This window comes from Vibrio sp. 10N.261.55.F4 (assembly GCF_041470465.1).
In the GTDB taxonomy this organism is placed as follows: Bacteria; Pseudomonadota; Gammaproteobacteria; order Enterobacterales; family Vibrionaceae; genus Vibrio; species Vibrio crassostreae_C.
On the sequence record NZ_JBFRMM010000024.1, the window covers coordinates 45,954 to 59,588 of the forward strand.

The 13,635-nt window shown below is 45.7% G+C and carries 13 protein-coding genes; 11 read left to right on the forward strand and 2 right to left on the reverse strand.

Annotated elements, in window-relative coordinates:
* The first annotated feature begins 81 nt into the window (after positions 1–81).
* From AB4249_RS13090 to luxS, 6 genes are all read left to right on the forward strand, one after another.
* Positions 82–1,035 carry an NADP-dependent oxidoreductase gene (locus AB4249_RS13090; RefSeq protein WP_017065778.1) on the forward strand — a complete coding sequence of 318 codons (954 nt, stop codon included), beginning with the start codon at positions 82–84 and terminating at the stop codon, positions 1,033–1,035.
* Positions 1,036–1,041: 6 nt separating this feature from the next.
* Complete coding sequence (locus AB4249_RS13095; RefSeq protein WP_017059555.1) at positions 1,042–1,503, forward strand: YqaA family protein; 462 nt, start codon at positions 1,042–1,044, stop codon at positions 1,501–1,503.
* Positions 1,504–1,512: 9 nt separating this feature from the next.
* Positions 1,513–4,371: a pitrilysin family protein gene (locus tag AB4249_RS13100; RefSeq protein WP_017063228.1), complete on the forward strand. Its 2,859-nt coding sequence runs from the start codon at positions 1,513–1,515 to the stop codon at positions 4,369–4,371.
* Positions 4,372–4,470: 99 nt separating this feature from the next.
* Entirely contained in the window at positions 4,471–6,039 is a 1,569-nt protein-coding gene (gene gshA, locus AB4249_RS13105; RefSeq protein WP_017063229.1) for a glutamate--cysteine ligase, read from the forward strand.
* A gap of 10 nt (positions 6,040–6,049) precedes the next feature.
* Positions 6,050–6,700, forward strand: a complete 651-nt coding sequence (locus tag AB4249_RS13110) for a hypothetical protein (protein ID WP_017629422.1) — start codon at positions 6,050–6,052, stop codon at positions 6,698–6,700.
* A 24-nt stretch (positions 6,701–6,724) separates the two neighbouring features.
* Positions 6,725–7,243 (forward strand): S-ribosylhomocysteine lyase, encoded by a 519-nt coding sequence (gene luxS / locus AB4249_RS13115; protein ID WP_017056597.1) that lies wholly within the window; start codon positions 6,725–6,727, stop codon positions 7,241–7,243.
* Positions 7,244–7,358: 115 nt separating this feature from the next.
* Here luxS and AB4249_RS13120 read toward each other — a convergent pair whose 3' ends face one another.
* Both AB4249_RS13120 and AB4249_RS13125 read right to left on the reverse strand, forming a co-directional pair.
* A complete protein-coding gene (locus AB4249_RS13120; protein ID WP_017063233.1) occupies positions 7,359–8,630 on the reverse strand; it encodes an HlyC/CorC family transporter in 1,272 nt (423 codons plus the stop codon).
* Positions 8,631–8,757: 127 nt separating this feature from the next.
* A complete protein-coding gene (locus AB4249_RS13125; protein WP_017079954.1) occupies positions 8,758–9,552 on the reverse strand; it encodes an inner membrane protein YpjD in 795 nt (264 codons plus the stop codon).
* Positions 9,553–9,752: 200 nt separating this feature from the next.
* Here AB4249_RS13125 and ffh point away from each other — a divergent pair, with 200 nt between their 5' ends.
* The 5 genes from ffh (at position 9,753) to rplS (ending at position 13,367) form a co-directional block, all read left to right on the forward strand.
* Positions 9,753–11,147 (forward strand): signal recognition particle protein, encoded by a 1,395-nt coding sequence (gene ffh, locus AB4249_RS13130; protein WP_010435884.1) that lies wholly within the window; start codon positions 9,753–9,755, stop codon positions 11,145–11,147.
* Between the two features lie 212 nt (positions 11,148–11,359).
* The gene (rpsP, locus tag AB4249_RS13135) at positions 11,360–11,608 is read left to right on the forward strand and encodes a 30S ribosomal protein S16 (protein ID WP_004410028.1); all 249 of its coding nucleotides are present in this window, start codon (positions 11,360–11,362) and stop codon (positions 11,606–11,608) included.
* Between the two features lie 24 nt (positions 11,609–11,632).
* Positions 11,633–12,187: a ribosome maturation factor RimM gene (rimM, locus tag AB4249_RS13140; protein WP_017063236.1), complete on the forward strand. Its 555-nt coding sequence runs from the start codon at positions 11,633–11,635 to the stop codon at positions 12,185–12,187.
* A 26-nt stretch (positions 12,188–12,213) separates the two neighbouring features.
* On the forward strand, positions 12,214–12,954 hold the full coding sequence (gene trmD / locus AB4249_RS13145; protein WP_102319880.1) for a tRNA (guanosine(37)-N1)-methyltransferase TrmD: 741 nt from the start codon (positions 12,214–12,216) through the stop codon (positions 12,952–12,954).
* 59 nt (positions 12,955–13,013) lie between these two features.
* Positions 13,014–13,367 carry a 50S ribosomal protein L19 gene (rplS, locus tag AB4249_RS13150; protein ID WP_004735514.1) on the forward strand — a complete coding sequence of 118 codons (354 nt, stop codon included), beginning with the start codon at positions 13,014–13,016 and terminating at the stop codon, positions 13,365–13,367.
* The last annotated feature ends 268 nt before the right edge of the window (positions 13,368–13,635 follow it).

Genomic DNA, 13,635 nt, shown 5'->3' on the forward strand with positions numbered 1-13,635 from the left:
AAGGGATGCTTTCGCATCCCTTTCTTTTTATTAATTAGGGTGCTTGCTCATTAGGGCTTTTATCAATCAAGGAAATGTGGAATGGAAAATAAACAGATTGCGATTACTCAATTCGGCGGCGTCGAAAACCTAAGTATTCAAACCAGTGCGATCCCTGAGCCTAAGGCTGGAGAAGTGGTGGTTAAAGTTTCCTTTTCAGGCATTAATCCGATTGATGTCAAAACCCGAGCGGGCCTTGGTTGGGCGGCAGCACAAAACAAAGATAACCTACCTTGGGTACCTGGCTACGATATTTCAGGGCAAATTGTCTCGCTAGGCGAACAGGCTGAACGCTTTACTGTTGGTGATAACGTAGCTGGCTTTATTGGTTTTCCACTGCAAGGTGGCGGTTACAGCCAATATGTGTGTGTTCCAGAAGCTGCATTAAGTATGGTTCCTGATTCTGTCACTCTAGAAGCGGCAGCTGCATTACCACTCGCGAGTCAAACAGCGGCACAAGCGCTCAACAAAGCCGAAGTGAAAGAAGGCGACCGCGTGCTTATCTTGGCGGGCGCGGGCGGCGTTGGTCACCTTGCGGTTCAAATTGCAGTGGCAGCAAAAGCAGAGGTTTACACAACCTGCAGCGAAGCCAACCTTGATTACCTTGCGACGCTAGGTGCTCACGCGATTAACTATAAGTTTGCGCCAGCATCAGAAAGAGTATCTGATGTCGATGTGTTGATTGATTTGGTCGGTGGCGATACCGCGCTTGATGCATTGAAGTGCCTAAAAGATGGCGCAAGAGTAGTAACCGTTCCAACTCTATCTGCAGAACTGATCTGCGAAAAAGCCACACTACTAGGTTTTACTGCATCAGGCATGCTAGTTGAACCAAACCCTGAGCAAATGGACACCATGCTTTACATGGTCAGTGTCGGATTGCTCAAAACAGAAATTCAAGGTATCTACCAGTTAGACGAGGCGCAGTCGGCGCACCTGCAGGTTGAAACCGGACACACCAGAGGCAAGGTGCTACTTAAAATGCAAGAAAGTTGATAGGCAGTGTTAGAATTTTTTAACTCCCTTTTTGAAAATATCGCGCTGTGGTTCTCGGACTCGGCGCTGTGGGTACTCTTCATCAGTGGCTTCTTGAGTGCCACGTTACTACCCGGTGGTTCAGAAGCTAGCCTTGTGGCTGCATTGAGCTTAGATCAGTTTTCAACCTCATCGATCATTCTAGTGGCGACATTAGGCAATACCTTAGGCGGCCTGACTAACTATTGGATTGGTTTGTGGTTGCCTAATCGAACTCAATCTGAAAAGCATGGTCATAAGGCTATGGCTTGGCTGAGTCGCTATGGCTACTGGACACTGTTATTTAGTTGGTTACCGATCATTGGTGACCCTTTGTGTCTCGCTGCGGGTTGGCTAAGAATGAAATTCATCCCTAGCGTTATTTTGATAGCGATTGGCAAAGCCGCTCGCTATAGCTTACTTGCTGCTATCTACTTCGGTTTTTTCTAAGGAGAACCTATGAAAAAGGTTTTACTTGGTACATTTTCTCTTATCGCCATTGCTGGCTGTTCTTACAATGTACCTAGCTCAACGCCCTTCTTTTCCTCGTTACCTGAAGGTGTCACTCTGTTAGAAGAGGTTAAGCCCTCTAAAGATAAAGTAGTGATTCCTTACACCAAGTATCAGCTTGAAAACGGTCTGACAGTTATTCTTTCCCCTGATGATTCCGATCCGTTGGTGCATGTTGATGTAACTTATCACGTCGGTTCAGCACGTGAAGAGATAGGCAAGTCGGGATTTGCTCACTTCTTTGAGCACATGATGTTCCAGGGTTCAGAGAACGTTGGTGACCAACAGCACTTTAAGATCATTACCGAAGCGGGTGGCTCGTTAAACGGCACGACCAACCGTGACCGCACCAACTATTTTGAAACTGTTCCTTCTAACCAACTTGAGAAAATGTTGTGGTTAGAATCAGACCGAATGGGCTTCTTGTTGGATGCTGTTTCTCAGAAGAAATTTGAGGTTCAAAGAGGCACGGTCAAGAACGAGCGAGCGCAGAGCTACGAAAATCGTCCTTACGGCTTGATGTGGGAACGCATGGGCGAAGCGCTTTACCCTGAAGGTCACCCTTACTCTTGGCAACCAATCGGCTATGTTGAAGATCTTGACCGTGTTGACGTGAATGATCTTAAAGCGTTCTTCCTGCGTTGGTACGGCCCAAACAATGCCGTGTTAACGATTGGTGGTGATATCGACGTTGATGACACGCTAGAATGGGTTAACAAGTACTTTGGTTCAATTCCTCAAGGCCCTGAAGTGAAGGCGGCAGAGAAGCAACCTGCTGTTCTAACAGAAGATAAATACATCACCTTAGAAGACAATATTCGTCAGCCGATGGTGCTGGTGGGGTGGCCAACAACGTATCGCGGTGAAGAGACGCAAGCTTCACTGAATGCATTGTCTAACGTGTTAGGTTCAGGTACCAACAGTTACCTATATCAAAACCTCGTAAAAACGCAGAAGGCCGTCAGCGCTGGCTCTTTCCATGATTGTGCTGAGTTGGCGTGTACCATGTACGTGTATGCAATGGGCAACTCAGGTGAAAAAGGCGATTTGACGGTTCTCAATAAAGAGCTGATGGATACCCTGGAGCAATTCTCGAAAGAGGGCGTTGAGCAAGAGCGTTTAGACCAGATCACTGGCATGGCCGAAGCGAATGCTGTTTTTGCATTGCAAAGCGTTAAAGGTAAGGTGTCGCAACTCGCGTCGAACCAAACCTTCTATGGTCAGCCTGATCGCATTGAATCACAACTCGATCAAATCCGAGCGGTGACGCCTGAGAGCGTGAGCAAGGCATACCAAGATTTCATCGAAGGTAAGCACAAGGTTACCTTGAGTGTGGTTCCTAAGAAAAAACTCGATTTGGCGGTTCGTGAAGCGACCTTTACCACGCCACCACGTACGTTGCCGGAATACAGCAAGGTGACGGAAGATCAACTGGATTTCAGAAAGGCACCGGATACCTTTGATCGCAGTGTGATGCCAGAAGTGAACTTTGGTGTTGAGGCGACCATGCCTGAGTTGTACCGCATGCACTTTGCAAATGGCACTGACTTAATTGGTACCGTGACCAGTGAAACTCCGACAGTACAGCTGCAAATTCAATTGCCTGCAGGCGAACGCTATGTTCGCAAAGGGCAAGAAGGCCTAGCGAACCTAACGGCTTCGATGATGGAAGAAGGCTCAACTAAACGAACCGTTGAAGAGTTACAAGCGACCTTAGATAAACTTGGTAGCAGCGTGAGCATTAGTGCGGGCAGCTACACCACAGATATTTCAGTCTCGACGCTAGAGAAAAACTTGCCTCAAACCTTAGCGATTGTGCAAGAGGTTCTATTCGATCCTAAGTTCGATGAGCAAGATTTTGAGCGCGTTAAGAAACAGATGCTAGAAGGCGTTGTGTATCAGCATCAGCAGCCAAGCTGGATGGCTTCTCAAGCAACCCGTGAAGTGCTGTTTGGTGACACTGTTTTTGCTCGTGCAAGTGATGGTACTAAGGAATCTCTATCGAAATTGACCTTAGACGATGTGAAAAAATTCTATGCGCAACATTACACACCAGAAGGTGCCAATATTGTTGTGGTGGGAGACATCTCGAAGAAAGAGGTAGGGAAACAGCTACAATTCTTTGAAGAGTGGCAAGGCGATGCGGCACCATTAACGCGTCCACAGATCGTTAAAGAGCTTTCTGGTCAGCACCTGTACTTAGTTGATAAACCGGGTGCGCCGCAAAGCATTGTTCGCTTGGTTCGTAAGGGCCTGCCGTTTGATGCGACGGGCGAATTGTATTTGAGCCAGTTAGCTAACTTTAACTTAGCGGGCAACTTCAATAGCCGTATCAACCAGAACCTACGTGAAGACAAAGCCTACACTTACGGTGCAAGCGGTTACTTCGCAAGTACTCGTGAAACTGGCGCAGTGGTATTTAGCGCGCAGGTAAGGGCGAATGCGACGGTTCCATCGATTCAAGAGTTTATTAATGAGCTGAATGAGTTTAGCCAAAGTGGATTAACTGACGAAGAGGTGAAATTTATGCGCCTTGCCGTCGGTCAACAAGATGCACTTAAATACGAAACGCCAAGTCAAAAGGCGGGGTTGTTGAGTAATATTGTTGCATTGAGCCTTGATGAAGATTACCTACAACAGCGTAATCAGATAGTTGAAACGGTTTCAAAAGAGACCTTAAACGAGCTATCTAAGAAATGGTTTGACCCGAATGATTATCAAATAATCGTTGTTGGTGACGCGACTTCGCTTCGCCCGCAATTAGAAAAGTTAGATATTCCAATAGAAGAGCTTGAAATCATTCGTTAGAGTACACATTAAAGGGGGAGGGAAGAGACTCTACTTTTCTCCTCCAACCTAATTTATGATAGTTCTAATCAGAACAATATAAGATAAGTGAACTGAATTTTGACTGATTTTGCTGCGCGACTAAAGCAAGTTGCAACCAACCCTAAGACCTTCTCTCAATTTGGTCGTGGTGTTGAAAGGGAAACATTACGCTACACGGAAGATGGGCACCTTGCTACTGGGCCGCACCCTGAGGCTTTGGGATCTGCGTTGATGAACGAATGGGTAACGACCGATTTCTCTGAGTCGCTACTGGAATTTATCACGCCTGTTTCTAACGACGTTCCGACGCTTTTGAATCAGTTGTCTGATATCCACCACTTCACGCAAACCAAGTTAGACGGCGAAAAACTATGGCCGCTTTCTATGCCTTGTTACGTTGGCAGTGAAGATTACATTCAGCTAGCGCAATACGGCACCTCGAATAACGGTAAGATGAAGACCCTATATCGTGAAGGCCTAAAACGTCGTTACGGTAGCCTGATGCAGATTATCTCTGGTGTTCACTTCAACTTCTCTTTCCCAGAAAGCTTTTGGGATAGCCTGTTTGGAGAGCAAACTGAAGAAGCGCGTTGTGAATCTAAGTCAGATGCTTACTTTGGTTTGATTCGTAACTACTACCGCTTTGGTTGGTTAATCCCATACTTCTTCGGTGCTTCACCTGCGCTATGTTCTTCTTTCATCAAAGGAAGAGAGACAAACCTGCCTTTTGAAAAGATTGGCGAGACACTGTATCTGCCAAAAGCAACGGCACTGCGCCTGAGCGACCTTGGCTACACGAACAGTGCGCAAAGTGTGTTGAAGATTGGTTTCAACAGCCTAGACCAATACCTTGAAGGTTTGAATCAAGCGATTCGCACACCATCAGAAGAATTTGCCGAGATTGGCACTAAGGTTGATGGTGAATACCGTCAGTTGAATAGCAACGTACTGCAAATTGAAAATGAGCTTTACGCTCCAATCCGCCCTAAGCGTGTGGCGAAGAGTGGTGAGAAACCATCTGAAGCATTGGCACGCGGTGGTGTTGAGTACATTGAGGTTCGTTCTTTAGATGTAAACCCATTCAGCTCAATTGGTATCAATGAGCAGCAGGTTCGCTTCCTAGACTTATTCCTAACGTGGAGTGTGCTAACGGACTCTGCTGAGATGGATAACTGCGAGCTTGAATGCTGGCGCGATAACTGGAACAAGGTGATCCTACAAGGTCGTCAGGTTGGTCTAGAGCTGCAAATCGGTTGTCATGGTGAGCGATTGTCTCTGCAAGATTGGGCGAAGCGTGTCTTCAAAGATCTGCGCTCTATTGCCGAGATGATGGACGCTGAACAAGGTGGTCGTGCATACCAAGAAACATGCGATACGCTTGAGGCTTGGATTGATAACCCTGAGCTAACTATTTCTGGCCAGTTGCTAGAAGAGACCAAAAAATTGGGCGGCTTAGGTAAAGTGGGTTGCGCGTTAGGTAAAACGTACGCTCAGCAACACAAAGCGCACCAATACAAAGTATATTCAGCTGAGTTGATGGAAGCAGAAGTTCAACGTTCTGTGATTGCTCAGCAACAAAGTGAAGAAGCAAGCACTCAAGATTTTGATAGCTTCTTAGCGGATTATTTTTCGTATTTAAAAGCATAGCGAGACTTTGGTGGAAAGGAAGCAAGCCTTATTAGGTCAGCCTACTCGAGTGAGTAGTAAATGGTTACCTGTAGTGACTGTTGGTGTTGTCTCTAGCCTGTTGGTTGGATGTGCAACGCCACCGCCAAAGCAGCAAGATAATTTGTGTAGCATCTTTCGAGAGCACCCTTCATGGTATGAAGATGCCTTGGATATGCAAGAAGAATGGGGAACGCCGATTAACGTTGCGATGGCTTTTGTGAAACAAGAGAGTAGCTATCGTCATGATGCGCGCCCACCTAAAGATTACATTCTTGGCTTTATACCGTGGGGGCGTGTAAGCAGTGCCTACGGTTATGCACAAGCTCAAGATCCTGCTTGGGAAGACTTCCAAAAGGCGACCAATAACGGTGGTTCAAGAACCAACTTTGATGATGCATTGATGTTCATCGGTTGGTATACCAGCGAGACGCGTCGTCAATTGGGCATCTCACTATGGGACCCATATAACCAATACCTGGCTTATCATGAAGGCCGTGGTGGTTATAAGCGTAAGTCATACAACAGCAAGCCATCGCTAATTAAGGTGGCGCGCAAAGTCGAACAGCAAGCAAAAGATTATGGATGGCAGCTGAAACAGTGCCGCAAAGAACTAGAAGACAATCGAAGCTGGTTTTTCTAAAGCCAGCCGTCATGGAGAAGAGCAATGCCTTTATTAGATAGTTTCACTGTTGATCACACACGCATGAACGCACCTGCCGTTCGTGTTGCTAAAACAATGCAAACCCCAAAAGGGGATACCATCACTGTGTTTGACCTGCGTTTTACTGCGCCAAACAAAGACATCCTATCTGAGAAAGGTATCCATACTCTAGAGCACCTATATGCTGGTTTCATGCGTAATCAATTGAACGGTTCAGATGTAGAGATCATCGATATCTCACCGATGGGCTGTCGCACTGGTTTCTACATGAGCCTGATTGGTACGCCTACAGAACAACAAGTGGCTGACGGTTGGTTGGCAGCGATGCAAGACGTACTGAAAGTTGAGAACCAGAATAAGATCCCTGAGCTGAACGAATACCAATGTGGTACCGCGGCAATGCACTCTTTGGATGAAGCGAAAGAGATCGCGAATGCGATCATCGCTGCAGGCATCTCTGTAAACAAGAATGATGAACTGGCACTGCCAGAGTCTATGCTGCAAGAGCTTAAGATCGACTAGTCATTGATAGCTACCCTAGATAGGGCGAGTTAGATACTAAAAGGCCCGGTTCAATGAACCGGGCCTTTTTCGTCAACGTATTTTAGGGCGAGACAGAGATTCACTGATAACTCAGTTAGCCGTTCACGATCTGTGGGAACACGCGAACCAGTTTGATGCGGTTCTCTTCAAGCTCAACAATTTCCATTGGGTGGCTGGCAACCTGAACACTCAGGTGACTCTCAGGAATATCTTCAAGATGTTCCAGTATCAAACCATTCAGCGTTCTTGGGCCATCGGTAGGCAGTGCCCACTGTAAGCCTTTGTTGATATCTCGGATATTGGCACTGCCTTCAATCAAGAAGCTGCCATCGCTTTGCGGAGTAATCTCTTCAGATAAGCTTGGGGTGATTGAGGTGGTAAACTCACCTACGATCTCTTCTAGAATATCTTCTAATGTAACCAAACCATTGATGTCGCCATACTCATCAACAATCAAACCGATGCGCTGCTTATTGCGTTGAAACTTAAGCAGTTGAATATTGAGTGGTGTCGCTTCAGGAATAAAGTAGATCTCATCCGCGGCACGCAACAGGGTTTCTTTATTGAATTCGTTCTTTTCAAGCATCAGACGGTAAGCTTCACGCAGCCTAAGCATGCCGACCACTTCATCTATTTGGTCACGGTACAGCACTACGCGACCATGAGGCGAGTGGGTAAGTTGACGAACGATCGATTTCCAGTCGTCATTGATGTCGATACCAGTAATCTCATTACGCGGCACCATGATGTCGTTCACGGTGACGTGCTCTAAATCCAGAATAGACACCAACATATCTTGGTGACGTTGAGGGATTAAGCTACCGGCTTCATTTACCACGGTTCTAAGCTCTTCGGAGCTCAAGTGGTCGGTTGCATCATGGCTGGCTTTAACGCCTAAGATACGAATGAAGCCGTTGGTAATGAAGTTCACTAAGATCACCAATGGTGATAGCACCTTCATCAGTATCATCAAAAGGATACTACTCGCGTAAGAGACACGTTCAGGAAATAGAGAAGCGATGGTCTTTGGGGTTACCTCGGCGAATACTAGGATCACGAGAGTCAGGGTACCAGTAGCGATAGCCACACCGATATCCCCGTAGATGCGCATACCAAGAATAGTAGCGATCGCAGATGCAAGAATGTTGACGAGATTGTTGCCGATGAGGATGAGGCCAATCAATCTGTCTGGGCGGTTCAGAAGTTTTTCTACACGTTTGGCACCTTTATGACCCGTATTGGCCAAGTGCTTTAAACGGTAGCGGTTCAGGGACATCATGCCCGTTTCGGAACCAGAGAAATAACCAGAAATTACAATGAGACACGCGAGTAGCGCAAATAAGATACCCGTTGATATGTCGTCCAAAACTATTCTTTTCCTATTTGTGTATCTTGATTAATTTATGACCGAACATGGTCGAGATGTCAATTGAATCTAACGGACTCAATATTTTAAAGGCAAGGTGTGTGAGACCTTGCCTTCATATTACAGACTAATTCAGGATGATTTCCTGAACGAAGCGGCTACCGAAGTAGGCTAATGTGAGCATGCTGGCACCGGCAAGTGCGAACCAAGTGACTTTTTGTCCACGCCAACCTTTCTGATAGTGACCCCATAGAAGTATGGAGTAGATAACCCAAGCAATAAAAGACAATACAGCCTTGTGTGCTTTTCCTTGAGCAAACATATCTTGTACGAAGATAAGGCCTGTCAATAAAGTACCTGTTAATAAGCCATTACCGATCAGAATGATCTTGAAAAGCTGTCTTTCCACCATCATTAAAGGAGGTAGGTTAGGGTTTATCACTAACGCTTTTTTCTTTTTAAGTTTGTGATCTAGCCACGCAAGTTGCAGGGCGTATAGCGCACCGATAGTCAACGTCGCGTATGAGAACAAAGCCAAAGAGATGTGCAGTAGCAGCTTTGGGTCATTCTCTAGATGTTTGATGAAGGTGCTTGAAAGAAAAGTGGCAGCCATTAGATTTAGAGCAGCGAAGCTATAAACAACCGGCAAGATGAACCACAAACGGGTTTTGAGCATCGCACCGCTCATGACCAAAGATATGATTAAACTGATTAATGAAGCAACGTTCAAGATACTGAGGTTTTGGCCACTGGCATTAAAAATCAAATCGCCAAGCAACCAAGCATGGAAAGCTAGAGCAAGTAATGCGCTGATAAACACCGTTTTTACACGGATTCCTGTTTGGTGCACGAGACCTGGAATGATCGTGGAAATCGCCATTGTATAAAGAAAGGCTGCTGCGATCGCAATAAGACTGTCCATGGTATCCATTTTAATGATTACTAATTGGCGAATTATACCTCGCATCGCTCTTTGGGGCTATGGCGAACCTCATTCAATTCCAAGTGAATAATGTCTCACATCACAAGCACGGATGATTAACGCTCTACAACGGGTATGACTCTAATCCGCGCTAATGTATACTCACAGTAATAGTCGCAGTTTTGAGCGAAGAGAAAACTATGTTTGATAATTTAACGGATCGTCTATCCAAAACGCTGAAGAACATCAGCGGTAAAGGTCGTCTGACCGAAGACAATATTAAAGAGACGCTGCGTGAAGTACGTATGGCGCTACTTGAAGCCGACGTTGCACTGCCCGTTGTCCGCGATTTTGTTAAGCGCGTAAAAGAAGGCGCTGTGGGTGTTGAGGTTTCTAAATCTCTAACGCCTGGTCAAGAATTCATTAAGATCGTTCAAGCTGAACTTGAAGCGGTGATGGGTGAGTCTAACGAGGCTCTTAACCTAGCAGCGCAGCCGCCAGCCGTTATCTTAATGGCGGGTCTACAAGGTGCGGGTAAAACCACATCGGTAGGTAAGCTATCTAAGCTTCTAACTGAGCGTGACAAGAAGAAAGTCTTGGTTGTGTCTGCCGACGTTTACCGTCCAGCGGCAATCAAACAGCTTGAAACGTTAGCAAGCGATGTTGGCGTAGACTTCTTCCCATCTTCAGCTGATCAAAAACCTCTTGATATTGCAAACGCTGCAATCGACCACGCGAAGAAGAAATTCTACGACGTGCTACTTGTCGATACTGCGGGTCGTTTGGCTATCGATGAAGAGATGATGGGCGAGATCAAAGAGCTTCATACTGCAATTAAACCAGTAGAGACACTGTTCGTTGTTGATGCAATGACAGGTCAAGATGCTGCGAACACTGCAAAAGCCTTTGGTGATGCGCTACCACTAACCGGTGTTATCTTGACGAAAGTGGATGGTGATGCGCGTGGTGGTGCTGCTCTGTCTGTTCGTCATATCACAGGCAAGCCGATTAAATTCTTGGGTGTTGGTGAAAAGACTGACGCACTAGAACCGTTCCACCCAGATCGTGTAGCTTCTCGTATCTTAGGTATGGGCGACGTACTGTCTCTTATTGAAGACCTACAGAAAAACGTTGATACCGAGAAAGCAGAGAAACTGGCTAAGAAGTTCAAAGAGAAGAAAGGCTTTGACCTTGAAGACTTCCGTGAACAACTAGGTCAGATGCAAAACATGGGCGGCATGATGGGCATGATGGATAAGCTTCCAGGCATGTCTCAGCTACCAGATAACGTTAAAGATAAAGTTGATGACAAGATGTTCAAGCAAATGGAAGCGATCATCAACTCTATGACCATGAAAGAGCGTCAACGCCCTGACCTAATCAAAGGCTCTCGCAAAAAGCGTATTGCCGCTGGTTCTGGTACACAGGTACAAGATGTAAACCGTATGCTTAAGCAGTTCACCCAAATGCAGAAGATGATGAAGAAGATGCAGAAAGGTGGCATGAAAGGCATGATGCGCAACATGCAAGGCATGATGGGCGGCGGTGGAGGTATGGGCGGAATGGGTGGTGGCTTTAACCCGTTTGGTCGATAATCTACAAATGTAAGCTTTAGCTACGTTACTTTTCATAGTGTTAGCCGTGTCACAGAAAGTGTACGGCAGCTATGTTGGTGAAAAAATAGCTAAAGCCCTTGCATTGCACCGGAATAAGAGTAAAATTCCGGGGCTTTAATTTGGCACGAGACCCCAAGCTATTTACTTATACTTGGGGTTAATTATTTTATTAAGAAAGCAAAGAGGACGACATGGTAACCATTCGTTTGGCACGTCACGGTGCAAAGAAGCGCCCATTTTATCAAATCGTAGTTGCGGATAGCCGTAACGCTGCAACTGGCCGTTTCATCGAGAAAGTAGGTTTCTTTAACCCTACAGCTCAAGGTCAAGAAGAAGGTCTACGTCTAGACCTAGATCGTGTTAACCACTGGGTTGGTCAAGGCGCATCTCTATCTGATCGTGTAGCTAAGCTAGTTAAAGACGCTCAAAAAGCGGCTTAATTCTTTTTTAAAGAGAAATAGCTTATGTCGATGAAGGGTAAAGAAACTATGAGCGAGCAAAATAATAGAATTGTCATGGGTAAACTTGGGTCTACCTATGGTATTCGTGGCTGGCTCAAAGTGTTCTCCTACACAGACAATGCTGAAAGCATATTTGATTACAGCCCTTGGTATTTAAACCTAAAGGGTAAGTGGGTTGAGTACAAAGTTGAGAGCTGGAAACGTCATGGCCAAGGTTATGTATGTAAGCTAGCGGGATTAGATGTTCGTGAAGACGCGCAACTGATGACTAACTTTGAAATTGCTATTGACCCTGCTTCGTTACCTGAATTGTCAGAAGATGAATTCTACTGGCGCGAATTGTTCGGTATGCAAGTTTTTACCACTAAAGGTTACGACCTTGGTGAGGTCACTGACCTATTAGAAACTGGCTCGAACGATGTTCTAGTAATCAAAGCAAATCTTAAAGATGCTTTTGGCCAAAAGGAACGGTTAGTACCGTACCTTGAAGAGCAAGTGATCAAGAAAGTTGATCGCGAAGCTCGCCGGATCGAAGTTGACTGGGATCCTGGATTCTAACTCCAAATTACAGAGCGAGAGAACACATGTGGGTTGGCATTATTAGCCTTTTTCCTGAAATGTTCCGTTCTGTTACTGATTTTGGAGTAACAGGTCAAGCGGTTAAAAAAGGTCTTTTATCTATTGAGACATGGAATCCTCGTGATTTCACTCATGATAAACATCGCACTGTTGATGACAGACCTTACGGTGGTGGTCCTGGCATGTTAATGATGGTTCAGCCTTTGCGCGACGCTATCAAAACTGCCAAGCAAGCAGCACCGGGAAAGACGAAAGTCATCTATCTTTCACCTCAAGGTCGTAAACTCGACCAGAAAGGTGTTGAAGAGCTGGCAACAAACGAGAATTTACTTCTTATTTGTGGTCGCTATGAAGGGGTAGATGAGCGCATCATTGAATCTGAAGTTGACGAAGAATGGTCGATTGGAGATTTTGTGATGACGGGTGGCGAACTGCCAGCCATGACGCTGATTGATTCAGTATCTCGGTTTGTTCCGGGTGTACTTGGAGATTTCGCTTCAGCAGAAGAAGATTCTTTTGCAAATGGTTTGCTAGATTGTCCCCATTATACGCGCCCTGAGGTGCTAGACGATAAAGATGTACCATCGGTACTCAAGTCTGGAAACCATAAGGACATTCGTCGCTGGCGATTAAAACAATCGTTGGGCCGAACTTGGCTAAGAAGACCAGAACTCCTGGAAAACCTAGCTCTGACTGACGAACAGGAACAATTACTGGCTGAATTCATTAAAGAGCAACGCTCTTAACGAAAAGCAAGCAGTAACCTATTAAATTTAGTATCAGTTTATTCTAGGAATTTATACAAATGAGCAACATCATCAAGGCTCTTGAAGAAGAGCAACTAAAATCAGACCTTCCTAAATTCGCACCAGGTGACACTGTTGTAGTTCAGGTTAAGGTAAAAGAAGGTGACCGTGAGCGTCTACAGGCTTTCGAAGGCGTTGTAATCGCTATTCGTAACCGTGGTCTACACTCTGCATTCACAGTTCGTAAGATCTCGAACGGTGAAGGCGTAGAGCGTGCGTTCCAAACTCACTCTCCAATGGTTGATAGCATCGAAGTTAAACGCCGTGGTGCAGTACGTCGTGCCAAGTTGTACTACCTACGTGAGCGTTCTGGTAAGTCAGCTCGTATTAAAGAGAAGCTTACTAAGAAGTAATTCTTTTTGCATTCTATCGATAAAAGCGGAGCCATTTGGCTCCGCTTTTTTGTGTCTGTTATTTGGAGTTTCGCAGGTAAGAGATCCCCAATTCGCTCGTACCTCACTCTTGAGGATGACAAACCAGACGAAACTCATATTTAACCGTCATTCCCTAGACTGACGAAGGAAGGAGTAGGGAATCTCTACTAGCGCCGTGTTATAGGCAATAAAAAAGGATTGACGTTAAACGCCAACCCTTCAAAATTTACTCGCTACTCGCTACTCG

Bases quoted from the DNA above. Each gene is read 5' to 3' on its own strand.
- rimM (WP_017063236.1), top strand. From the start codon at position 11,633: ATGTCGATGAAGGGTAAAGAAACTATGAGCGAGCAAAATAATAGAATT.
- AB4249_RS13100 (WP_017063228.1), top strand. From the start codon at position 1,513: ATGAAAAAGGTTTTACTTGGTACATTTTCTCTTATCGCCATTGCTGGC.
- luxS (WP_017056597.1), top strand. From the start codon at position 6,725: ATGCCTTTATTAGATAGTTTCACTGTTGATCACACACGCATGAACGCA.
- AB4249_RS13090 (WP_017065778.1), top strand. From the start codon at position 82: ATGGAAAATAAACAGATTGCGATTACTCAATTCGGCGGCGTCGAAAAC.
- rplS (WP_004735514.1), top strand. From the start codon at position 13,014: ATGAGCAACATCATCAAGGCTCTTGAAGAAGAGCAACTAAAATCAGAC.
- ffh (WP_010435884.1), top strand. From the start codon at position 9,753: ATGTTTGATAATTTAACGGATCGTCTATCCAAAACGCTGAAGAACATC.
- trmD (WP_102319880.1), top strand. From the start codon at position 12,214: ATGTGGGTTGGCATTATTAGCCTTTTTCCTGAAATGTTCCGTTCTGTT.
- rpsP (WP_004410028.1), top strand. From the start codon at position 11,360: ATGGTAACCATTCGTTTGGCACGTCACGGTGCAAAGAAGCGCCCATTT.
- AB4249_RS13125 (WP_017079954.1), bottom strand. From the start codon at position 9,552: ATGGACAGTCTTATTGCGATCGCAGCAGCCTTTCTTTATACAATGGCG.